Below are 21,979 nucleotides of genomic sequence, written 5' to 3'. Positions count from 1 at the left end.
GTTTTGCGCGGGTGATCGGCTTTCCTTGCGTCGCATCACCTTGAACCTCGTGCAATCTTCGTGTCAACGTCAGGCATGACACATACTCCCTTCCCTTCATGGCCCGATGTGGCTGCTTCGTTAGTATCGGTCGCGGCGGGGCGCGCGGCGGCGGATATGATTATCACCGGCGGTGTTTGGGTAAACGTGCATACCCGCGAGCTGTTGCCCGACCATGACATCGCCATTGTCGCGGGACGCATTGCATTTGTTGGCCCTGATGCCAGCCATTGCAAAGGCGACGATACGCAGGTGATCGACGCCAAGGGGCGGTACATGATCCCGGGTCTGTGTGACGGGCACATGCATATTGAAAGCGGCATGCTGACGCCTGCCGAATTTGCCCGCGCCGTGATCCCTCATGGCACCACATCCATGTTCACCGACCCCCACGAGATCGCCAATGTGCTGGGTCTCGAAGGTGTGCGGATGATGCATGACGAAGCGCTTTTGCAGCCGATCAACATCTTCACCCAGATGCCATCCTGCGCGCCTTCGGCACCGGGGATGGAGACGACAGGGTTCGAGATCACCGCCGAAGATGTCGCCGAGGCGATGCAATGGCCCGGCATCATCGGTTTGGGCGAGATGATGAACTTTCCCGGTGTGACCAATGGCGACCCCAAGATGCTGGCCGAGATCGCTGCCACCCAACGTGCAGGCAAGACCGTGGGCGGGCATTATGCGTCGCCTGATCTGGGTCCAGCCTTTGCCGCCTATGTGGCCGGTGGGCCAGCGGACGATCACGAAGGCACCTGCGAGGCGGACGCGATTGCGCGGATGCGTCAAGGGATGCGGTCGATGATCCGGCTGGGGTCGGCGTGGTATGACGTTGAAACCCAGATCACCGCGATCACCGAAAAGGGGCTGGATTCGCGCAATATGATCCTGTGCACCGACGATTGCCATTCCGGCACCTTAGTCAACGACGGGCATATGAACCGCGTCGTGCGTCACGCGATTGACTGCGGCTGCGACCCGCTGGTCGCCTTGCAGATGGCGACGATCAACACCGCCACCCATTTCGGGCTGGAACGCGAGATCGGGTCGCTGACGCCGGGGCGGCGGGCCGATGTGATCCTGACCTCTGACTTGAAAACCCTCCCGATCGAGACTGTGATCGCACGCGGGCAGATCGTGGCGCAGGCGGGCGAATGTGTTGTGGATTGCCCGCATTATGACTGGCCCGAAAAAGCCCGCCAAACGGTGCATATGGGCAAAACGCTGAAAGCGGCTGACTTTCAGATCGACGCCCCCAAGGGCGCGAATGCCGTCACCGCAAACGTGATCGGCGTGGTTGAAAATCAGGCCCCCACCCGCGCGCTGAAGTTCGAGCTGCCCGTGACAGACGGGCGCGTTCAGGCCACGGGCGAAGTTTGCCAGATTGCACTGGTGGAACGGCATCGCGCAACGGGAACAGTGGTAAACGCCTTTGTCTCGGGCTTTGGCTACGAGGGGCCGATGGCGATGGCGTCCACAGTGGCCCATGACAGCCACCACATGATTGTTGTCGGGACCGATGCCGATCACATGGCGATGGCCGCGAACCGGTTGGGCGAGGTCGGCGGCGGCATCACGATCTTTAAAGACGGCAAAGAACTGGCATTGGTCGAACTGCCCATCGCAGGCCTGATGTCCGACAGCCCCGCATCCGAGGTCGCCAAGAAAACCGAAGCCATGATGCAAGCCATGCGCGACTGCGGTTGCACGTTGAACAACGCCTATATGCAACATTCCCTGCTGGCCTTGGTCGTGATCCCCGAATTGCGCATCTCGGACCTTGGCCTTGTCGATGTCCGCAGTTTTGAATTTATCCCTTTGTTCGAGCCAACATCATGAACCGCATTCTAAGCCCAGACAGCCCGCCTGCCGAAAAGTTCACCGATGCGACAAAAGCGGTCGAACATCTGATCATGCTGTACCGCCAAGCGACCGGCTTTTTGACCGAGCATTTTCAAAAATCCATGGATGATGCCCCGCCGGCCACGCGGATCAGGGCGTTTTACCCTGAAATCCGCTTCACGACCTCTAGCTATGCGCAGGTCGATTCCCGCCTTTCCTTTGGCCATGTATCAACCCCCGGCACCTATGCCGCGACGATCACACGGCCCGACCTGTTCAGAAACTATCTGATCCAGCAAATCGACCTGCTGATCGAAAACCACCGCCAGCCTGTTGTTATTGATGTGTCCGACACGCCGATTCCGGTGCATTTTGCCGTGTCGGGGGATGCCGCTATTACGATCCCTCATGATGGTGCGGCAGACTTCACCCTTCGGGATGTGTTCGATGTGCCTGATCTCAGCACCACCAACGACGATATTGTAAATGGCACCTATTCGCCTGCAAATGGTGTGGGTGCCCTGGCCCCCTTTACCGCGCAACGGGTTGATTATTCACTGGCACGACTGGCGCATTATACCGCAACCGATCCCGACCATTTCCAGTGTCATGTGCTGTTCACCAACTACCAGTTCTATGTGACCGAGTTCGAAGAATACGCCCGTGCCATGCTGCGCGACCCGGACAGCGGCTATACTTCGTTTGTGTCCACCGGCAATGCCGAGATCACGGATGGCGACGCGCCTTTGCCCGATACAGGCAAAACGCCGCAAATGCCGACCTATCACCTGAAGCGTGCAAACGGGTCGGGGATCACGCTGGTAAACATCGGTGTCGGTCCGTCGAATGCCAAAACCGCGACCGATCACATCGCCGTACTGCGCCCGCATGCGTGGCTGATGGTCGGCCATTGTGCGGGCCTGCGCAACACCCAACAGCTGGGCGATTTCGTGCTGGCCCACGCCTATCTGCGCGAAGATCACGTGCTGGATGATGACCTGCCGGTCTGGGTGCCGATCCCTGCGCTGGCCGAAATCCAGATCGCGCTGGAAGACGCCGTTGAACAGGTCACCCAGCTTGAGGGGTACGAGCTGAAACGCATCATGCGCACGGGCACGGTTGCGACCATCGACAACAGGAACTGGGAATTGCGCGATCAGTCGGGGCCGGTGCAGCGATTGTCGCAATCTCGCGCCGTTGCGCTGGACATGGAAAGTGCCACAATCGCGGCCAATGGTTACCGGTTCAGAGTACCCTATGGCACGCTTTTATGCGTGTCAGACAAGCCGCTGCACGGCGAATTAAAGCTGCCCGGCATGGCGTCAGGCTTTTACAAAACCCAAGTTGCACGCCATTTGATGATCGGAATTCGCGCCATGGAATTGCTGCGCGACATGCCGCTGGAACGGCTTCACAGCAGAAAACTGCGATCTTTCGACGAAACGGCCTTCCTTTAAAGGGGAAAAAACCAAAAAAGCGCATGTTTTCGCTGTTTTTGGACACCTATTCGTTGTGTTCTCACACAACATACCGTTACATTCTGCCAGTGAGGCCCTAATTCGGGCGGACGAAGGAGAAAAAAAGATGGCTACAAAACCAATGACAAAAACCCAGCTCGTCGCAGCTTTGGCCGATGAAATGGGCACAGACAAAAAAGCAGCAGGTTCTGCACTGGATGCAGTATGTGCTTTGATCACCAAAGAAGTATCCGGCGGCGGTGCTGTCACTCTTCCTGGTATCGGCAAAATCTATTGCCGCGAACGTCCAGAGCGTATGGTTCGCAACCCAGCGACTGGCGAACAGTTCAAGAAAGAAGCGGACAAGGTCGTTAAGATGACCATCGCGAAAGCGTTGAAAGACAGCGTTAACGAATAAGTCTGGCAACAGGTTTATCAAAAGGGTCGCCATAGGGGCGGCCCTTTTTCGTTTCAGGGCAGGGGCAGCCCCTTGCGCATCATACCCATCTGCGAAAAGGTCAAAGCGACCAAGGTTTCGGAAAGGCCCCCATGGATATTCGCGCTGTTTTTGTGGGGCTGGCTTTTGCCTTTATGTGGTCTTCCGCCTTTACCTCGGCCCGTATTATCGTGGCAGACGCATCGCCCCTGATGGCGCTGTCCGCGCGCTATCTGATCTCGGGGCTGCTGGGTGTCGGGATCGCATTGGCGCTAGGGCAAACATGGCGACTGACCCCGGCGCAATGGCGCGCAACGATCATCTTTGGCATTTTGCAAAATGCCGTTTATCTGGGGCTGAACTTTGTTGCGATGCAAACTGTACAGGCGTCGCTGGCTGCGATCATTGCCTCGACGATGCCGCTTTTGGTCGGCTTGGCGACCTGGCTGTTCCTGGGGGAAAAGCTCAAGCCGCTGGGGATTGCGGGCCTAGTTGCCGGTGTGGTCGGCGTGTCGATCATCATGGGCGCACGGATCAGCGGTGGCGTTGATATGATGGGGCTTTTGCTGTGCGGTATCGGGGCGCTTGCGCTGACGGCGGCGACACTTCTGGTGCGCGGGGCCACATCTGGCGGGAACTTTATGATGGTCGTCGGATTGCAGATGCTTGTCGGCTGCATCACCCTGACCATCGCAACCTTGCTGTTCGAAACACCCCGCCTTTCGCCAAGCTGGCCGCTGCTGGCCGCATTTACCTATACCTGTGTGGTGCCGGGCCTGTTGGCAACGGTGGTCTGGTTCTGGCTGGTGAACCGCATAGGGGCGACACGGGCTGCGACCTTCCACTTTCTAAATCCCTTCTTTGGGGTCGCGATTGCATGGTTGCTGCTGAGCGAACCATTGGGGGTTCAGGACATCATCGGGGTGGTGGTGATTGGCTTTGGCATCTTGGCGGTGCAAATTTCACGGCAGCGCGCGGCCTGAGGGCCAGACGTCTTTCTTGAAAGAAATCGGCCGGGAGTTCTCGTAGAATTCCATGGCCGCCTGACCGTCAGCCCCAGACCGTCAACGTTGGAAAGCGCCTTCACGGAAAGGTGCGCAATCGTGACAAACCCTTTGAAAATTTCCTGCCAGCCCCATCTAATGTATCAAGACTGCAAAGGAGACATCCATGCCCACTTACCAGAAATCACCCGAAGCCATCGCGGCCCTGTCGCCAGAAGAATACCGCGTCACCCAGCAAAGCGGGACAGAACGCCCCGGCACCGGCAAGCTGCTTAGCAACAAAGAGCCGGGCATCTACGTTGATATCGTCTCAGGCGAGCCTCTGTTCGCCTCAGCTGACAAATACGATTCAGGCTGTGGCTGGCCCAGCTTTACCAAGGCGATCGAACCCGCCTATGTGAACGAACTGCGCGACGCGACCCTAGGCATGATCCGCACCGAAGTGCGCAGCACCCATGGCGACAGCCATCTCGGGCACGTCTTTCCCGATGGCCCGCCTGACCGTGGCGGCCTGCGCTATTGCATCAATTCGGCCTCGCTTCGTTTCGTCCACCGTGACGATATGGAAGCTGAAGGCTATGGCGAATACATCAACCAAGTGGAGGACGTCGCATGACGCAACAACGCGCAGTACTGGCGGGCGGATGCTTTTGGGGTATGCAGGATTTGATCCGGAAACGTAACGGGGTCATTGCGACCCGCGTCGGGTATTCCGGTGGCGATGTGCCCAATGCAACCTATCGCGATCACGGCACCCATGCCGAAGCGATCGAGGTCATTTTTAACGACGAGGTTCTAAGCTATCGGGATCTGCTGGAACTGTTCTTCCAGATCCATGACCCATCCACCCCGAACCGTCAGGGCAATGATCGCGGCCTCAGCTACCGGTCTGCGATCTATTACGAGGATGATAACCAAAAGGCCGTCGCCCTGGATACGATTGCTGACGTAGACGCCTCCGGCATCTGGCCCGGAAAAGTCGTGACCGAAGTCGAGCCCGTGAGCGATTTCTGGGAGGCCGAGCCCGAGCATCAGGATTATCTGGAGCGGAGTCCCAATGGCTATACCTGCCATTTCCCCCGCCCGGATTGGGTTTTGCCGAAACGTGCCGCTGCCGAATAATGTGAAAACCACAGAAGGCGGGGAATATTGCCCCCGCCTTCTGGGTCTTGGTGCCGCCTCGAAGTGCGGCACCATTTTCACTCGCTAACTCTTTAGGGTCCAAACGCCTGCTTTTCCGCAGAAGGTATCGGAACCAAACTGATTATCAGCGCAACGGTTTTGGAAACCACAACACTGCCATTTACTACTGCACACAGGAATAGAAAAAAATATGGCTATTCGATGTAGATCGCAGAAACAATCTAGGTGCACTATTCATGTCCGGCGTGTCTATCAGCCATCCGCAACCCGAGGGCGCCCTGTTGCTTCGACAGTGATCACCGCCTCGATAAACACTTCGCGGCTCTCGACACCGGCAGTGCGAATGTCCCGCTCGACGCTCACTTGAATATCTGCCGCCCCTGCCGCCTGCGCGTCCGCCACGGCTTTCTCGCGCAAGACCCCCTCAAGCTGTGCCAACGCGCTGGCCTGATTGGTGAAATCCTGTGGCCCGCTTTCCAGATGCACGCGAAACCTGCCCTCGCTGGGTGATGTGACTGTCCCGCTTTCGCGCATCGTCACGCGGCCCACCACTGCGCCAATGGCATTTGCCACACCCGCATGTTCCGGCAGGATCATCTTGGCCCCAAGGGCGATACCGACAGCAGGGTAATAGGCCGGCGCCGAGGCCCCCAACCCGATCACCGGCACATTCAGCGCCGCCTCTATCCGCAAAAGGCCCCGGTGCCCCTTGAGCCCCCTTTGCAGCAGAACATGACGCGCCAGAACCTCGGGCGGGGCGTCAAACGCAGGGTCTTCTTCTGCAAATGCGGTCTCCAGCAAGGCCAACGCAGTTTGGTGGGTCAATTGATCGACAATCATCTGTGCCATCACATCAGGGTCAGGGGCAAGCATCTCACCCGCCCCCGTGCGCCGCCGCCCGAATAGGCGCAAGGCCTTGCGCGCGGCCTCCGCATCCCACGCATCAACACGGCCCAAAGCATGGCTGGCATCAGACGGCGTGACGCCCGCAATCTGTACCAAGCCGCGTTCAACAAGCCGTTTCAGCGCCCCGGTTTCGATCCGTGACCGCAGGATATCACCCAACGGGTGTACGCCCTCGCCAATCCGCTCAAGCAGGGTAACCTCTCTCGGGCCGATGCCTTCGTGCGTTTGACCTGCAACCGCCCGCACAAATCTTGCATCGAATTCACCCGGGGTCGCCGTGCGCAATTGCGCGTCCAACGCGTCATGCACAACGTCGGACGCATCGACCGCCACCAGCGAAACAGGCAACAACCGCCTTGGCCCCAGGGTGATACCGCCTTGCAATCCTTCGGTCAGGAAATGAACCTCACTATCACCACCCAAACCGGTTGTGCGCATCGCCACCGCCTCGACCATGGTGCGATAGGGCCCGACCTGTGCGCCCGCAGGATCAATGGCAGGCCGCCCGCCGCGCAGCAGCGCCACATCGGTCGTCGTCCCGCCAATGTCACTGACCAGCGCATGATCCGCACCGGTCATCCAACGTGCCCCGACAATTGACGCCGCAGGGCCGCTCAGGATCGTCTCGATCGGGCGTTCACGGGCTTGGGCCGATGAAATCAACGCACCATCGCCGCGCACCACCATCAGGGGGGCCGTTACCCCAATCTCGATCAGCACGTTTTCGGCGCGACCGATCAAACGGTCGATCATCCCGATCAGACGGGCGTTCAAAACAGCCGTCAGCGCACGTTTTGGCCCGTTCAGCTTGGCCGACAATTGATGTGACGATGACACGGGCCTGTTGGTGAACTGCCCGACAAGCTCCGCAACACGCAGCTCGTGTGCGGGATTGCGCGTGGCGAACTGGCTGGCGACAGCAAAACCGCTCACGTCATCCTTGTGGCTCTCAAGAAACGCAACCAAAGCGGCTTCGTCCAGCGGCATCACCTCGCCACCTGCGTGATTATGCCCGCCCGACACCACCAGATAGGGGTCACCCTTCAGGGCATCGGCCAAGCCGTGGGCCTGCAAGTCCCGCTCCTTGAAACCGACATAGATCAGCGCGACCCTGCCACCCTGCCCTTCGACTAACGCATTGGTCGCCAATGTCGTGGACAAGGATGCAAGCGACACATCAGCCGCCTTTACATGCGCCTTTTCCAGCACCGCGCGCACCGCGTTGCCAACACCGATCGCAAGGTCATTGCGGGTCGTCAGCGCCTTGGCCGACGCGATCACGTCCTTTTCGTCACGGATCAATACCGCATCGGTATAGGTTCCGCCGGTATCAACACCCAAAAGCAACGCCATCGTCTTCTCCTTGAACTACTGGGACGGGTTTAGACATAACGCCATGCGCGTCCAGCCTGTTTGCGTCATTTCGCAGCCAAGCGGGCAACAGCCCAACGCGCGGCATCGGCTACTGTGGCATCAGGGTCATCCACATGGGCTTGTGCCGCGGGTGCAAGCGCGGCCATGCCCGAATTGCCGATGGCATACAGAACATTGCGAATGAACCGGTCACGCCCGATCCGCTTGACCGGAGATCCTGAAAACCTCAGCCTGAATGCGGCATCATCCAGCGTTGCCAGCTCTGCCAGATCAGGTGCTCCGACCCCACCGTGATAGCGCATGTCGCTGGCCGCGACGGCAAATTTGTTCCACGGGCACGCCGCAAGGCAATCATCACAACCGTAGATCCGGTTGCCCAGCTTGCTGCGCAGTTCCAGATCAACAGGGCCTTTATGCTCGATCGTCAGATAGGAAATGCACCGCCGCGCGTCCAACCGGTAAGGTGCCGGAAAAGCATCAGTCGGGCAGGCCTCCAAACAAGACCGGCACGACCCGCAATGATCACCCTCGGCCCCGTCGACGGGCAACTCAAGCGTCGTGAAAACCGCGCCCAGAAAGGCCCAGTTCCCCCAGTCACGGCTGACCAGATTGGTGTGCTTGCCCTGCCATCCCAACCCGGCCGCTTGGCCCAACGCCTTTTCCGGCACCGGGGCGGTATCCACGAACACCTTTACCTCGCAGGGCTCCTGCTCGATCAACCACCGCGCCAACCGCTTGAGCCGCTTTTTGACGATGTCATGATAATCGCGCCCGTGGGCATAGACGGACACCGCAGCTTTCTGCGGCTGCCCCAATATCGCTGTCGGATCATGTTCGGGGGCATAGCTTTCTGCCAGCATGATCACCGACCGCGCCTCGGGCCACAAAGCCGCCGGATCGCCGCGCCACGCCATGCGCTCCGCCATCCAGGACATCTGACCGTGATACCCCGCCTCTACAAAAGCAGCCAGACGCGCCGGCACCTGCCGAACATCCGAAGGCCGGCACACCCGGCACGCCACAAACCCCTCTTCCAAGGCCCGGGCAACCAAACGATCCTTTAAACCGTCCATGTCTTCTCTGGCTCAGAAATATCCTCGGGGGTTTGGGGGCAGACAGCCCCCAACGCTTTCAGACTAGAAATCAAGGTCATTGTAATGCTTTGGCGGCGGAAACCCCGGTACCTGATCGGCCAACAAAGACCTGAACGCAGGGCGGGATTTGATCTTGGCGTACCAGTCTTTGACCACATCCGACCGGTTCCAATCCACATCCGAGATATAATCAAGCGACGACAGATGCGCAGCAGCCGCAAAATCGGCCAGTGTCATCACATCACCCGCCAGCCAGCGCCGATGGTCCAACAACCACGCCATGTAATCAATGTGGTATTTGATCGCCTTGGCACCGTCCTTGACGTTGCGGCTGTCGGGAAACCCTTGGCCCATGACCTTTTTGTTCACCCGTTCGTACAGCAGCTTTGATGTAACTTCGGAGTGGAATTTGTCATCGAACCAACTGACCAGACGGCGTACTTCAAGACGCTGGACGGGGTCGCTTGGCATCAGCGACGGCTCCGGGCGGGTTTCCTCGATATACTCGCAAATCGCGGCACTTTCCGACATGATAATGCCATCCAGTTGCAAAACCGGTACTTTGCCGGCGGGGTTCTTGCGCATGAAATCGGGGTCTTGTTCCCAATACCGCTCGTCTACCCGCTCGACCTCGATCTTCTTTTCAGCAAGGCTCAGCCGGACCTTTCGGCAGAAAGGGGATAGCGGTACGTGAAAAAGGCGGGCCATGGTAAGGTTCCAAAACTAAGGATAAGCTTCTTCCACTCATGCCTGTGTTGAGTTGTATATTCAACTCTCGAAACAGGCGGCACGCCCATCGTTGCTGATTGTCGCCGCTCCGTCGCGGATTTGCGCGCTGCGTTTTCTGACATAATCGCTGGGCTTTGAAGCCGAACGCGTCTTGGGCGAGGGCAAGATCGCAGCAAGCCGCGCGGCCTGGGTCGCCGACAGTTTTGCAGGGATGACCCCGAAGTAATGTTGGGCCGCCGCGTCAACGCCGAACACGCCTTCGCCAAACTCGGCCACGTTCAGATAGACCTCGACGATCCGGCGCTTGGTCCAGACGGCTTCGACGACCGGGGTGATGGCGGCCTCCAGGACTTTGCGGATCCATGTGCGGCCATGCCACAGATATACGTTCTTTACCGTCTGCTGGCTTAGCGTCGATGCGCCCCGGTTTGACCCTTCGGCAATCGCCTTCTTGATCGCGGCCAGATCAAAGCCCCAGTGGTTGCAGAAATTCGCATCCTCCGCAGCCACCACGGACCGCGCCATAACGGGGGCGATATCCTCGAGCGGAACCCATTGGTGGTCGACACCACCCAGCCTGCGGCTTTCGCTGAACATGTACGGGGTTGTAGGGGGGTTAAACACGGCAAACAGCAATACCAGCGCGAAAACGATGCCGGTGCCGACCAGTGCCACCTTCAGGGCCGCCCGGATGATCCGCGACTTAAGTCCCTTGCGGGGCTTCGGGGCTGTTTTGGTCTTTTTGGATGATGCTCGTTTCGCCATGGAGAACAGCTATACTGCCCCTGCGGCTCATTGTGAACGGGGGTCGCGTTCGGAAATCGCTTTTGCCAGATAGCTGCCGATCAAGGCCGACCCCTTGGGAGACGGATGCGTGTTGTCGCTGGCAAACTGGGTCGGGTCAGCGGGGTCGATCACCATCTCTGAATCCAGAAAAGTCACCCCCGGCGTGCGTGCGGCAAACCGTGCAATGCGCCGTTCAAGCAAAACCAGATCGTCGCGGCATCCTTCGAACGATCCTTTGCCGTTTCCCTTGTAATACCCCATCCAGATAACCTGCGCGCCACTGTCGCGCAGCCCGGCGAGAAATGCGGGAATGGTGCCTGATGTCGTGTCCGGGCCGATCAGTTCATCCACAACCGGGCGGCAGGCTGCGCATTTGCAATCGTCAAACCCCAGGTCATTTGCCCCGCCATCCACAACGACCCAGTTCCAACTGCCGCCGGGATATTGCCGCTGGATGTCGAAACCGATTGCAGAAAACAGGGCAGACCCGTTGTCAAATTTTGCGCCGGGGATGGCCTTGTTCGTCACCTGCCGGCCCAGGGTCTTGGCGATAACATCGGGGATGGCCTGATCGCTCCGGCCGTTCCAGGCCATGACGGAATCGCCAATAACAAGAATATCACCGCCACCTTTCGGGGCCGTATCCGTACAAGCCGCAACGGCTAATCCAAAAAGCAGAACAAGAACGATCCGCGCGCGCGATGTGATGAAACTGGTCATCCGTACAACATAGGACGCGGCGCGCCTTGGTAAAGTCGCTTAAACCGCGACAACGCGGGCTTCGGCCCAATCTACGGTCGGGCGGGCCAATTTACCGCTTGGTGCGGCATTGCTGCGTGGTCGCATGGCATCAATATAGTCACCATTTTCATGGGGCATATCGCTTTCGACCAGCGCCTCTTGGGCAAGAATGACCTGATGTGCGTCAAAGCCAAGGCTCAGATATTCTATTTGATCGCATTCCTGACGTGTGACGGTTGTCCCGTTCACCAACGACCGTGCTTCGATCAATACCTCGTCCTGACCGAAATACAGTTCAGCCTGCCAGCCGTTCAGCAGCACACGGTGCAAGGGGGCCAGCAACAAGGGTTCTGAATTTCCGATGCCGCCAACCGAAATACGGATCGGTGCATCGGCACCCGTGCCGCGCATCTTTTGACGGCTTAGGCTGCGCAAGGGTTGCAGATCGCCATCCGCGGTCTCGATCAGATCACCCAATTTGAGCGTTTCGATCGCGCGCGGGCCCCTGACCGTTTCAATCAGTGTTCCACGAGTCAAACCTGAAGCAAAAGCAACGGGTTCAGCGTCTAGAAATGTATCATGAAAGAACTCGGACATGGGATCACCTCGGTATTTGGTTGAACCGAGAATGCAGGTCGATCGTGTCCTATTTAAGGACATTTGAGGGTCAATTGGGGCAATTACGTGCCGGGCGTGATCAATGATAACGCCCGGCATTGGGTCAAAAGCTACTCTGCTACTCAGCAGGCATCGCTTTCTTTTCGTGGCTCAGCGGTGCCGGAATGTGGATCAGCATCTCTTTTGGGCAAATCTGAAGGAAGTTGGTCTTTTCAGTTTCCCAATGTTGCAAGATGTCAGCGGCCTTGCGGCTGCCTGTCTCGGCCAGATGCCGTTCGATCAGACCTTTCAGCTGGTTTTCCCAGTGATCGACCGTGACCGGGCAGGTCACAAGCGTTTCCATGTTCAGCACGGAATCAGCGCGGCCTTCGGGGTCATAGAGATAGGCCATGCCTCCCGTCATACCCGCACCAAAGTTGGCACCGATGCTGCCCAAAATCACCGCCACACCGCCGGTCATATATTCACAACCGTTGCTGCCGCAGCCTTCGATCACAACATGCGCGCCAGAGTTACGCACGGCAAACCGTTCGCCTGCGCGGCCTGCTGCAAACAGGAAGCCTTTGGTCGCACCATACAGAACGGTGTTGCCGATAATGGTGTTCTCGGCTGCAATGATCGTGCTGGCCATGGATGGGCGCACCACGATCGTGCCCCCCGACAGACCCTTGCCGACATAATCGTTGGCATCGCCGGACACTTCCAGTTTCAAACCCGGTGCGGCAAATGCACCAAGGCTTTGACCGGCGGACCCTGTCAGCTTGACCGTGAGGTGGTCGGGCTGCAACTGGTTGTTCATGCCAAAGCGGCTGATGATATGGCTGGAGGTGCGTGTGCCAACCGTACGGTGCGTGTTCTGCACCGCATAGCTCAGCTGCATCTTCTCGCCATCCTCAAGGAACCGCGCGGCATCGCGCACGATTTCAGCGTCCAGCGTATCCAGCACGGCATTGCGTGGCTTGCTGCGGTCATAAACGATCTCGGACGCGCCATCGACCGTGATCAATAGCGGGTTAAGGTCCAGATCATCCAAGTGGGCAGAACCACGGCTGACCTGCGCCAGCAGATCGGCACGGCCAATCACATCATCCAGACTGCGCGCACCGATGGACGCAAGCAATTCACGTACTTCGGTAGCGTAGAAGGTGATCAGGTTGACGACCTTGTCGGCATTGCCGGTGAACTTGCCGCGCAGTGCTTCGTCTTGGGTACACACGCCCACGGGGCAGGTGTTCGACTGGCACTGACGCACCATAATACAGCCCATCGCGATCAGCGCAGCGGTGCCGATGCCGTATTCTTCGGCACCCATCATCGCGGCCATGACAATGTCACGACCTGTGCGCAAACCACCATCGGTGCGCAGGGTCACGCGGTCACGCAGGTTGTTCATCGACAACACTTGATGTGCCTCGGTCAGACCCATTTCCCATGGCAGACCCGCATATTTGATCGATGTCGCAGGCGACGCGCCGGTGCCACCGTTGTGACCCGAGATCAGGATGATATCCGCCTTGGCCTTGGCCACACCCGCCGCAATCGTCCCAACGCCGGACGATGCCACCAGTTTCACGGTCACCTTGCAGCGCGGGTTGATCTGCTTGAGGTCATAGATCAGCTGCGCAAGGTCTTCGATCGAATAGATGTCGTGGTGCGGTGGCGGGGAAATCAGCGTCACACCCTTGGTGGAATGGCGCAGACGGGCAATCAGGTCGGTGACCTTCATACCGGGCAGCTGGCCACCCTCGCCGGGCTTGGCACCTTGGGCGACTTTGATTTCCAGTTCTTCGCACTGGTTCAGGTATTCGGCGGTCACACCAAAACGGCCCGACGCAACCTGCTTGATCTTGGCAGACGGGTTGTCGCCGTTGGATTCGGGCACAAAATGTGCCGGATCTTCGCCGCCCTCGCCGGAATCCGACTTGGCACCGATGCGGTTCATCGCGACGTTCAGGGTCTTGTGAGCCTCTGGTGACAGCGCACCAAGCGACATGCCGGGGGTCACGAAACGCTTGCGGATCGCGGTGATGCTTTCGACTTCTTCAATCGGGATCGGAGCGCCAAGCGGCTTGATATCCAGCAGATCGCGTAGATGGATCGGCGGATTGCTTTGCATCTTGGCACTGTACTGCTTCCACATCTGATAGGAGGCTTTGTTACACGCCATCTGCAACATGTGCATCGACGATGCTTCCCATGCGTGGGTCTCGCCCGAGGTGCGCGCCTTGTAGAAACCACCGATCGGCATGACGACAGCGTCGCCCTTCCAACCACGATCATGTACGGCTTCGGCCTTGCGCTGGATACCGTTGGTACCGATGCCACTGATGCGGCTGGTCATACCGGGGAAGTATTCGGCACACATGGCGCGTGACAGGCCCACCGCTTCAAAGTTCAGGCCCCCGCGATAGGACGAGATGACGCTGATGCCCATCTTGGCCATGATTTTCAGCAAACCCTGGTCGATTGCCTCGCGGTAGCGCGACATCGCCTGGGTCAGGTTCACGTCCAGCAGGCCGCGATCAATACGGTCGGCCAGCGAGTCTTCGGCAAGATAGGCGTTTACCACGGTCGCACCGCAACCGATCAACACGGCAAAGTAATGCGGATCAACACATTCAGCGGAACGGACGTTCAGCGATGTGAATGTCCGCAGACCTTTGCGGGTCAGTTGGCTGTGCACGGCAGAAGTCGCCAGGATCATCGGCATCGCAACACGGCCCTCGCCGCTGAACTGGTCGGTCAGCACGATGTGCCCCGCGCCGGAACGCACGGCGTCTTCGGCCTCTTCGCGGATGCGGCGCAGACCATCGTTCAGGTTGCTGCCACCGGGTTCAAAGGTACAATCGATGGTCACGGAATCCGCGTTGAATTCACCCATCAGCTGATCGAACTGCGCGTTGGCCAGGAACGGGCTGTCGAGCACCAGAATTTCGGTCTGGGCACTGGATTCGTCCAACACGTTTTTCAGATTACCAAAGCGTGTTTTCAGGCTCATCACGCGGAATTCGCGCAAGCTGTCGATCGGCGGGTTTGTCACCTGGCTAAAGTTCTGGCGGAAGAAGTGGCTGAGCGGGCGGTACTGGTTCGACAGAACTGCCGATGGTGTATCGTCGCCCATCGACGCCAACGGTTCTTTACCGTCCTCGGCCATCGGGGCGAGGATCTGCTCAAGGTCTTCAATGGTATAACCGGCAGCCACCTGACGGCGGCGCAGTTCGTCACCGGCAAACAACGGCTTTTCCTCGATGCCGCTCAGGGCTTCGTCCAGTTCGTTGATCTTGCCGACCCATTCGCCAAACGGACGGGATGCCGCCAGTTTGTCTTTGATCTCGGTATCGCCGAACATCTTGCCTTCTTCGATGTCCACAGCCAGCAACTGACCGGGGCCAAGCGCGCCTTTGTGGATTACGTTTGCTTCGTCCTGGGGGACCATGCCCGCCTCGGAACCGGCGATCAGCATACCGTCAGCGGTGACGACATAGCGCATCGGGCGCAGACCGTTACGGTCAAGGCCTGCGCAAACCCAGCGGCCATCGGTCATGGCAAGGGCGGCAGGGCCATCCCAGGGTTCCATCACAGAGTTGCAATAGGAATACATGTCGCGCCACGCTTCGGGCAGTTCAACCGCCTGCTTGGACCATGATTCAGGCACCAGCATGGTTTTCGCCATCGGGGCGTTGCGACCTGCGCGTACCAGAACCTCGAACACCGCATCCAGCGCAGCAGAGTCAGACGACCCCGCCGCGACGATTGGTTTGATGTCTTCGGCCATGTCACCGAATGTGCCCGACGCCATGCGGATTTCGTGCGACTTCATCCAGTTCAGGTTGCCCTTGAGGGTGTTGATCTCGCCGTTGTGGGCCAACATGCGGAAGGGCTGCGCCAGCCACCACTGCGGGAAGGTGTTGGTGGAATAACGCTGGTGATAGATCGCAAAGGCGGATTCAAAGCGGTCATCCAGCAGATCGGGATAGAAGTTGGCCACATCCTGGGCCAGCATCATGCCTTTGTAGATGATCGACCGGCAGGACATCGACGCGATATAAAGGGTCGGTACCTGCGCGGCGAGCGCGGCTTTCTCGATGCGGCGGCGGATCACATAAAGTTCGCGCTCGAATGTTTCTTCGTCCACGCCTTTGGCATTGGAGATCAGGATTTGTTCGATCTCGGGGCGGGTCGCGTTGGCCTTTTCACCCAGCACAGAGATATCGACCGGCACGTGGCGCCAGCCGTAAATGTAATACCCCATGCGCAGCACTTCGGTTTCGACGATGGTCCGGCAGGTTTCTTGCGCGGCAAAGTTGGTGCGCGGCAAGAACACCTGACCAACGGCAATCAATTCACCTTCGCGCGGGCTGTGGCCGGTGCGGCGGACCTGATCGTAAAAGAAGTTGACCGGAATCTGCACGTGGATACCCGCGCCATCGCCGGTCTTGCCATCCGCATCAACAGCACCGCGGTGCCAGATCGCTTTCAGCGCTTTGATGCCCGACAAAACCACATCGCGGCTGCACGAGCCGTCGATGTTCACAACAAGGCCAACACCACAGGAAGAATGCTCTTCTTCCTCGGAATACAGACCGTTTGCCGCCATATGCGCGCGCTTTGCTTCTTCGCGGGCTACCCAGGCTTCATCATACTTGGTCATTTGCTATCTCCTAATTCGGGCGCGCCTTGGGCGCGAAAATACATTTGTTACAGGCGTGGGGCCGGTTATTCGGCTGCGATGGCCGTTTTCGTGCCCAGCTTCTCAAGGATGGCTTGCGCACAATCGCGGCCGTCCTTGATTGCCCAAACCACCAGTGACGCACCGCGCACGATGTCACCCACGGCATAGACGTCATCAAGATCGGTGGCACCCGTGACGTAATCGGCCTTGATCGTGCCCCAGCGGTTCACGGGCAGTTCAGGTGTGCGCCACAATGTTGGCAGGTCTTCTGGCTCAAAGCCCAAGGCCATAATCACCAGATCGGCTTCTTCGACGTAATCAGCGCCTTCGATCACTTCGGGGGCCTGACGACCTGTGGCATCGGGCGCGCCAAGACGCATCTTTTGCACCATGACACCTGTCACCGGATCACCGACAAACCCCTTGGGGGCAGACAACCATTCGAACACAACGCCTTCTTCCTCGGCGTTTTGCACTTCGCGCTGGCTGCCGGGCATGTTGGCACGGTCACGGCGGTACAGACATTTCACAGATGTCGCACCCTGACGGATCGAGGTACGAACGCAGTCCATCGCGGTATCGCCACCACCGATGACAACGACCTTTTTGCCGTGGGCGTTCAAACGACCGGATTCAAATTCCTCGACAGTGTCGCCAAAGCTTTTGCGGTTGCTGACGGTCAGGAAATCAATCGCGCGCTCAAGGCCGACACCCCCTACACCGGGGGCCTGAATTTCGCGGGTTTTGTAAACGCCGGTCGCGATGATCACTGCGTCATGCTTGGCACGAATATCGGCAAAGCTGATGTCGACGCCGACATTACAGTTCAGTTCAAACTTTACGCCACCTTCGGCAAGCTGGTCATTGCGGCGCATCACCACATCTTTTTCCAGTTTGAAGCCGGGGATGCCGTAGGTCAGCAAACCGCCTGCGCGATCATAGCGGTCATAGATGGTGACTTGCACACCCTGGCGGCGCAGCACGTCGGCGGCGGCCAGACCGCCGGGGCCAGCACCGATGATGCCAACGGATTCAGTACGCTCGGTGTGCGGCTTGATCGCCTGCACCCAGCCGTTTTCCCACGCGGTGTCAGTGATGTATTTTTCGACCGACCCGATGGTCACAGTGCCGTGGCCGGACTGTTCAATCACGCAGTTACCTTCGCACAGGCGATCCTGCGGGCAGATACGGCCACAAATCTCGGGGAAGGTATTGGTGGCTTGCGACACTTCATACGCTTCTTTCAGACGGCCTTCGGCTGTCAGACGCAGCCAGTCGGGGATGTTGTTGTGCAACGGGCAATGGGTCTGACAATACGGCACACCACATTGGCTGCACCGGCTGGCCTGCTCTTTGGCTTTCTCATCCGCGTATTCCGCGTAAATCTCGTGAAAGTCTTCGCGGCGCAGATTCGGCATCCGCTTTTCGGGCATATCCCGTGAAACCGTTGTAAACTTAAGCATTGGCTGCTTTGCCATAATCGAAAACTCCGCCTGAAAAACTTTGTTAGCCTCCCTTACACAAATGCGAAATGATAATAAAGGCAGCAGTGCTGACCTATATGTAAATTTTTTTCGCCCAGTTTTGAGAGTGAGGCGATTTTCTGCGTATTTTAGTTCCGATGCGGACTTAATATAGTTCTTTGCTTTCTTTTGAGCGGGTTTATACGTCGGCCTCAGCATAAGCATCGCAGGCAATCAGACCATGACACTGTTTCAACTATTACTCGTGGCCATCATTCAGGGCCTTACCGAATTCCTGCCTGTGTCATCCTCTGGACATCTAATACTACTGCCATTCGTCACTGGCGGCCCCGATCAAGGGCTGGCGATAGACGTTGCTGTTCATGTCGGCACATTGCTTGCCGTGATCTTGTATTTCCGGTCGCAGGTTATCGAGGCGACGATCGGATTAGGCCGCCTGGCACAGGGCAAGGTCGACACTCGTGGCGCGCGCACTGCGCTTTTGCTCATCATCGCGACGATCCCCGTCTTGGTCGCAGGACTGCTGTTTAAAGCAATGGGCATCGACGAAATGCTGCGGTCCGTCGCCGTGATTGGCTGGACCATGCTGATATTCGGGCTTGTGCTGTATTGGGCAGATAAAACTGGCGGGAACGAGATGTCCGCCGGCGACTGGCGCATGAAAGACGCGGTGTGGATGGGTCTGGCACAGGCAGTCGCGCTGATCCCCGGCACCTCGCGGTCAGGCATCACCATCACTGCGGCCCGCAAGCTGGGCTATGATCGCACCGGGGCTGCGACCCTGTCGATGCTGATGTCGATCCCCACAATCCTTGCCTCGGGTGCGTTGCTATCGCTGGATGTGATCGGAGAGGCCGACTGGCAATTGGCGAAAGACGCCTCCATCGCTGCGGCCTTTGCCTTTGTCGCGGCGATGCTGGCGCTTGTCTTGATGATGCGCCTGCTGCGCAGTGTCAGCTTTACGCCTTACGTAATCTACCGGGTGATATTGGGCATCGCGCTGCTGGCTTACGCTTATTCATAAACGCAAAAGGCCCCGCCGGTATGGCAGGGCCTTTGTAAAAGTCTATCAGGTGATCAGCTGCGCAAGTCTTTGGCAGACGCCATAATGTCGTCGTACTGCCCGGACGGGCGGAACCGCCACAGATAATCCGGCAAGACCGATGACATCGACACAGGCGAAATCCCCAACGCGTCAAAACCCTTTGCATCCGGTGCAACCACATTGTCAGTGCCAAGGTTCTTGACCTGATCACGGGTGACCATAAAATTCCTGACCAGCCCAAGCGTAACCGCCTGCAAAAGATCAAAGGCACCCGCCAGGATCTTGGCCACGAACATAGGCAAGCCAATCACCAAACGACGACGATGCACTACTGCCAGCATCCGCTGCATCAATGCGCGGAAGCTTTCCACGTCAGGGCCGCCCAGCTCGTAGATGCCGGCTGGCGCATCACCGAGAACGGCCATTTCAGCCGCCTTTGCCACGTCATCCACATACACCGGCTGGAACAAGGTATCTGCGCCAACAACAGGCACCACCGGGCTGAGACGTGTCATGCCTGCAAAGCGGTTAAAGAATTCATCCTCCGGGCCGAACACAATCGACGGACGCAGGATAACGGCATCCGGCATATGCTTGAGAACAGCCGCCTCGCCCATTGCCTTGGTCTGTGCATATTCGCTGGCAGAATCAATATCCGCCCCGATAGCCGAGATTTGAACCATCCGGCTGATGCCTTCGTCTGCGGCGATCCGTGCAATCCGCTCCGCCCCGCCAGCCTGAATTTCCTCGAACGTACTCTTGCCGGTTTCCGCCAGAATGCCGACGCAGTTCACAACAGCATCTGCCCCTTGCATCGCCGCACGCACCGATGCGTCATCGCGGATATTGCAGAAAACAGGCTCAACCTGACCAACAGCACCATAGGGGCGCACAAAAATCGCCTCGTTCGGGCGGCGTACTGCCACGCGAACCCGCCATCCTGCTTTGGCCATGCGGCGCACAATATAACGCCCGACAAACCCCGAGCCGCCATAGATCGTCACCAGCTTTGACATGATGATGCTCCTGTTCAGAAAAACTGAGCGATAGATACCGTTTTGACCGTTTGGGAACAAGCCGCAAATCAGCCCAGTTTGCCCCAACCCTTCGCGGCACATCACCCGCAAGGGTCAATGAAGCAAACAAGATGCAAGAATGTCAGCGAATCCAATTGACACCCCCGCCCCGCATGATTAGAGCAGCCCTCACAACCCCCCTGTGCCCAGGTGGCGGAATGGTAGACGCGCTAGCTTCAGGTGCTAGTACTGGCAACGGTGTGGAGGTTCGAGTCCTCTTCTGGGCACCAATATCAAGCAAAAAAACCCAGCAATGCTGGGTTTTTTGCGTTTATGCAGGGTTTCCTTCCCAAACTTGCCCCACAAGCTGCCCCACAGAACCCTCGGGACCCGTCGCAGAACCCGCTGCAGGACGACCAAAGCTGGCTCACTCTCGGCGATTTATGTGCTGAAGACATCGGACCGATATTCTCTCCGACCCTAAATTGGAGGACGGAGCAGATGGACGAGAAAGTGGAGAAGTTCAAGGCCGCGCGACGAGTGATGGTGCGCATCGTGAAGGCGAGAGAGGATAGGGCTAAGTTCATCCCGATCATACTTGAACTCGAGCGACAGATTGCTGCTCAGGCAAACTTGGACGACGAGCTTACGCGCATCATGAGCGAGGCAGCATGAACTTTGCAGTTGCCGACAACGCAAATTTGAGTGGTCGCCCGTTGGGGACTTCCACAAGCTTCCGAAACCTCATTAAATCTGGGATCAAGTTGTCCCATGACTTGGCCTATGCGGTAGAATAGAAACTAACGTGTTGGGAAATAGGTGTCCCACTCCAATCGAGACCTTCAAACTCAGAAAAGACCTGACTAACGCGGCAGATCTCAGGCGCGCTATCGCTCATTCTTACATGCAGACGAGCAGCGCATTGAGGAGCGGCACCAGCGCATGCGCCAGAGCTTCGTCCATTTCGATCTTGGATCGGACGATGGCCTCGAAGCTGCCATATTTCACCCTCTTGGGCAGGCGGATCCCGAAGATCTTCAGCAGCCCCCATACCTCATCGGCAAGGTCAATTAAGAACTGGCCCGGTATTGTCACCGAGATTTGACCTGGTCCGAAACTACGCAACTGACCTACGTGTGCAATGTCCGGCTCCAGTGAAGCGAACAGGTTGCAGACAAGGTCGGGGTTGACCTCTTATTTCCAGAAATCGATCAGCCGAATTCTTGATGGCGAACGGATTTGTCGCGAATGAATGCCGCGATCTCCTCAATCACGTCGGCATCTCGCTTCTTCCCGATGGCGCATTCCCAAACGATTGCCGTCCGCCATCCTAACCTTTGCTGTTGGATGTCACTTAAAACTGACCCGGTGTTGTCACCGAGATTTGACCCGCTCAGTCGTTATGCTTTGTTCGTCATGATGTGGTCAATGGTGGTGTCTCCTTTCGTTTCTGTTTCGCCGTTTCGGAGCTGGCTTTGAAGCGGTAGCTGTCATTACCGGTCTCGAGGATGTGGCAGCGATGGGTAAGGCGGTCGAGCAAAGCAGTGGTCATTTTGGCGTCACCAAAGACCATTGCCCATTCGCTGAAGCTCA

At 58.0% G+C, this 21,979-nt stretch carries 19 protein-coding genes and 1 tRNA gene; 9 read left to right on the top strand and 11 right to left on the bottom strand.

Features of this window, described 5'->3' with window-relative positions; all coding sequences use genetic code 11:
• Window positions 1–75 precede the first annotated feature (75 nt).
• The 6 genes from ade to msrA all read left to right on the top strand — a co-directional run bounded on the left by ade (window position 76) and on the right by msrA (window position 5,900).
• Window positions 76–1,878: an adenine deaminase gene (ade, locus tag HGT1_RS09850; RefSeq protein ID WP_176249775.1), complete on the top strand. Its 1,803-nt coding sequence runs from the start codon at window positions 76–78 to the stop codon at window positions 1,876–1,878.
• A complete protein-coding gene (locus HGT1_RS09845) occupies window positions 1,875–3,338 on the top strand; it encodes an AMP nucleosidase (RefSeq protein ID WP_176249774.1) in 1,464 nt (487 codons plus the stop codon). The genes ade and HGT1_RS09845 overlap by 4 nt, the downstream gene beginning before the upstream one ends.
• Before the next feature lie 127 nt (window positions 3,339–3,465).
• On the top strand, window positions 3,466–3,756 hold the full coding sequence (locus HGT1_RS09840; protein WP_176249773.1) for an HU family DNA-binding protein: 291 nt from the start codon (window positions 3,466–3,468) through the stop codon (window positions 3,754–3,756).
• A 131-nt stretch (window positions 3,757–3,887) separates the two neighbouring features.
• On the top strand, window positions 3,888–4,757 hold the full coding sequence (locus tag HGT1_RS09835; RefSeq protein ID WP_176249772.1) for a DMT family transporter: 870 nt from the start codon (window positions 3,888–3,890) through the stop codon (window positions 4,755–4,757).
• Between the two features lie 187 nt (window positions 4,758–4,944).
• Window positions 4,945–5,394, top strand: a complete 450-nt coding sequence (gene msrB, locus HGT1_RS09830; protein WP_176249771.1) for a peptide-methionine (R)-S-oxide reductase MsrB — start codon at window positions 4,945–4,947, stop codon at window positions 5,392–5,394.
• Window positions 5,391–5,900, top strand: a complete 510-nt coding sequence (gene msrA / locus HGT1_RS09825) for a peptide-methionine (S)-S-oxide reductase MsrA (protein WP_176249770.1) — start codon at window positions 5,391–5,393, stop codon at window positions 5,898–5,900. The genes msrB and msrA overlap by 4 nt, the downstream gene beginning before the upstream one ends.
• Window positions 5,901–6,173: 273 nt before the next feature.
• On the opposite strand, the gene HGT1_RS09820 is transcribed toward msrA, so the two are convergent.
• From HGT1_RS09820 to HGT1_RS09785, 8 genes are all read right to left on the bottom strand, one after another.
• Entirely contained in the window at window positions 6,174–8,180 is a 2,007-nt protein-coding gene (locus HGT1_RS09820) for a hydantoinase/oxoprolinase N-terminal domain-containing protein (RefSeq protein ID WP_176249769.1), read from the bottom strand.
• A 65-nt stretch (window positions 8,181–8,245) separates the two neighbouring features.
• Entirely contained in the window at window positions 8,246–9,274 is a 1,029-nt protein-coding gene (queG, locus tag HGT1_RS09815; protein WP_176249768.1) for a tRNA epoxyqueuosine(34) reductase QueG, read from the bottom strand.
• Between the two features lie 63 nt (window positions 9,275–9,337).
• Window positions 9,338–10,003 (bottom strand): glutathione S-transferase family protein, encoded by a 666-nt coding sequence (locus tag HGT1_RS09810; RefSeq protein ID WP_176249767.1) that lies wholly within the window; start codon window positions 10,001–10,003, stop codon window positions 9,338–9,340.
• Window positions 10,004–10,063: 60 nt separating this feature from the next.
• On the bottom strand, window positions 10,064–10,789 hold the full coding sequence (gene mtgA, locus HGT1_RS09805; RefSeq protein WP_176249766.1) for a monofunctional biosynthetic peptidoglycan transglycosylase: 726 nt from the start codon (window positions 10,787–10,789) through the stop codon (window positions 10,064–10,066).
• Window positions 10,790–10,816: 27 nt separating this feature from the next.
• On the bottom strand, window positions 10,817–11,530 hold the full coding sequence (locus HGT1_RS09800; protein WP_176249765.1) for an SGNH/GDSL hydrolase family protein: 714 nt from the start codon (window positions 11,528–11,530) through the stop codon (window positions 10,817–10,819).
• 39 nt (window positions 11,531–11,569) lie between these two features.
• On the bottom strand, window positions 11,570–12,148 hold the full coding sequence (locus HGT1_RS09795) for a Hint domain-containing protein (RefSeq protein WP_176249764.1): 579 nt from the start codon (window positions 12,146–12,148) through the stop codon (window positions 11,570–11,572).
• A 139-nt stretch (window positions 12,149–12,287) separates the two neighbouring features.
• On the bottom strand, window positions 12,288–16,820 hold the full coding sequence (gene gltB / locus HGT1_RS09790; RefSeq protein WP_176249763.1) for a glutamate synthase large subunit: 4,533 nt from the start codon (window positions 16,818–16,820) through the stop codon (window positions 12,288–12,290).
• 65 nt (window positions 16,821–16,885) lie between these two features.
• Window positions 16,886–18,319, bottom strand: coding sequence for an NAD(P)-dependent oxidoreductase (locus HGT1_RS09785; RefSeq protein WP_176249762.1), 1,434 nt, complete (start codon window positions 18,317–18,319; stop codon window positions 16,886–16,888).
• Window positions 18,320–18,545: 226 nt separating this feature from the next.
• Here HGT1_RS09785 and HGT1_RS09780 point away from each other — a divergent pair, with 226 nt between their 5' ends.
• Complete coding sequence (locus tag HGT1_RS09780) at window positions 18,546–19,349, top strand: undecaprenyl-diphosphate phosphatase (protein ID WP_176249761.1); 804 nt, start codon at window positions 18,546–18,548, stop codon at window positions 19,347–19,349.
• A 53-nt stretch (window positions 19,350–19,402) separates the two neighbouring features.
• Here HGT1_RS09780 and HGT1_RS09775 read toward each other — a convergent pair whose 3' ends face one another.
• A complete protein-coding gene (locus HGT1_RS09775; protein WP_176249760.1) occupies window positions 19,403–20,386 on the bottom strand; it encodes a complex I NDUFA9 subunit family protein in 984 nt (327 codons plus the stop codon).
• Between the two features lie 204 nt (window positions 20,387–20,590).
• On the opposite strand from HGT1_RS09775, the gene HGT1_RS09770 reads away from it, so the two are divergent.
• Window positions 20,591–20,676, top strand: a tRNA-Leu gene (locus HGT1_RS09770).
• A 211-nt stretch (window positions 20,677–20,887) separates the two neighbouring features.
• Entirely contained in the window at window positions 20,888–21,061 is a 174-nt protein-coding gene (locus HGT1_RS09765; RefSeq protein ID WP_176249759.1) for a hypothetical protein, read from the top strand.
• Between the two features lie 225 nt (window positions 21,062–21,286).
• Here the strand turns inward: HGT1_RS09765 and HGT1_RS09760 are convergent, their stop codons facing one another.
• Together HGT1_RS09760 and HGT1_RS09755 are read right to left on the bottom strand one after the other, a co-directional pair.
• Window positions 21,287–21,481 (bottom strand): hypothetical protein, encoded by a 195-nt coding sequence (locus tag HGT1_RS09760; RefSeq protein WP_255200162.1) that lies wholly within the window; start codon window positions 21,479–21,481, stop codon window positions 21,287–21,289.
• Between the two features lie 319 nt (window positions 21,482–21,800).
• Window positions 21,801–21,979 (bottom strand): ATP-binding protein (locus HGT1_RS09755; protein WP_176249758.1); only part of this gene is annotated, 179 nt, incomplete at its 5' end.

The sequence above is a fragment of the Sulfitobacter sp. HGT1 genome (assembly GCF_013282155.1).
Classification (GTDB): domain Bacteria; phylum Pseudomonadota; class Alphaproteobacteria; order Rhodobacterales; family Rhodobacteraceae; genus Sulfitobacter.
This window is presented reverse-complemented; position numbering and strand designations above follow the sequence as displayed.

What these genes read in the sequence shown, in the direction of transcription:
- ade (WP_176249775.1), top strand. Translation starts at nt 76, where the DNA reads ATGACACATACTCCCTTCCCTTCATGGCCCGATGTGGCTGCTTCGTTA.
- HGT1_RS09845 (WP_176249774.1), top strand. Translation starts at nt 1,875, where the DNA reads ATGAACCGCATTCTAAGCCCAGACAGCCCGCCTGCCGAAAAGTTCACC.
- HGT1_RS09840 (WP_176249773.1), top strand. Translation starts at nt 3,466, where the DNA reads ATGGCTACAAAACCAATGACAAAAACCCAGCTCGTCGCAGCTTTGGCC.
- HGT1_RS09835 (WP_176249772.1), top strand. Translation starts at nt 3,888, where the DNA reads ATGGATATTCGCGCTGTTTTTGTGGGGCTGGCTTTTGCCTTTATGTGG.
- msrB (WP_176249771.1), top strand. Translation starts at nt 4,945, where the DNA reads ATGCCCACTTACCAGAAATCACCCGAAGCCATCGCGGCCCTGTCGCCA.
- msrA (WP_176249770.1), top strand. Translation starts at nt 5,391, where the DNA reads ATGACGCAACAACGCGCAGTACTGGCGGGCGGATGCTTTTGGGGTATG.
- HGT1_RS09820 (WP_176249769.1), bottom strand. Translation starts at nt 8,180, where the DNA reads ATGGCGTTGCTTTTGGGTGTTGATACCGGCGGAACCTATACCGATGCG.
- queG (WP_176249768.1), bottom strand. Translation starts at nt 9,274, where the DNA reads ATGGACGGTTTAAAGGATCGTTTGGTTGCCCGGGCCTTGGAAGAGGGG.
- HGT1_RS09810 (WP_176249767.1), bottom strand. Translation starts at nt 10,003, where the DNA reads ATGGCCCGCCTTTTTCACGTACCGCTATCCCCTTTCTGCCGAAAGGTC.
- mtgA (WP_176249766.1), bottom strand. Translation starts at nt 10,789, where the DNA reads ATGGCGAAACGAGCATCATCCAAAAAGACCAAAACAGCCCCGAAGCCC.
- HGT1_RS09800 (WP_176249765.1), bottom strand. Translation starts at nt 11,530, where the DNA reads ATGACCAGTTTCATCACATCGCGCGCGCGGATCGTTCTTGTTCTGCTT.
- HGT1_RS09795 (WP_176249764.1), bottom strand. Translation starts at nt 12,148, where the DNA reads ATGTCCGAGTTCTTTCATGATACATTTCTAGACGCTGAACCCGTTGCT.
- gltB (WP_176249763.1), bottom strand. Translation starts at nt 16,820, where the DNA reads ATGACCAAGTATGATGAAGCCTGGGTAGCCCGCGAAGAAGCAAAGCGC.
- HGT1_RS09785 (WP_176249762.1), bottom strand. Translation starts at nt 18,319, where the DNA reads ATGGCAAAGCAGCCAATGCTTAAGTTTACAACGGTTTCACGGGATATG.
- HGT1_RS09780 (WP_176249761.1), top strand. Translation starts at nt 18,546, where the DNA reads ATGACACTGTTTCAACTATTACTCGTGGCCATCATTCAGGGCCTTACC.
- HGT1_RS09775 (WP_176249760.1), bottom strand. Translation starts at nt 20,386, where the DNA reads ATGTCAAAGCTGGTGACGATCTATGGCGGCTCGGGGTTTGTCGGGCGT.
- HGT1_RS09765 (WP_176249759.1), top strand. Translation starts at nt 20,888, where the DNA reads ATGGACGAGAAAGTGGAGAAGTTCAAGGCCGCGCGACGAGTGATGGTG.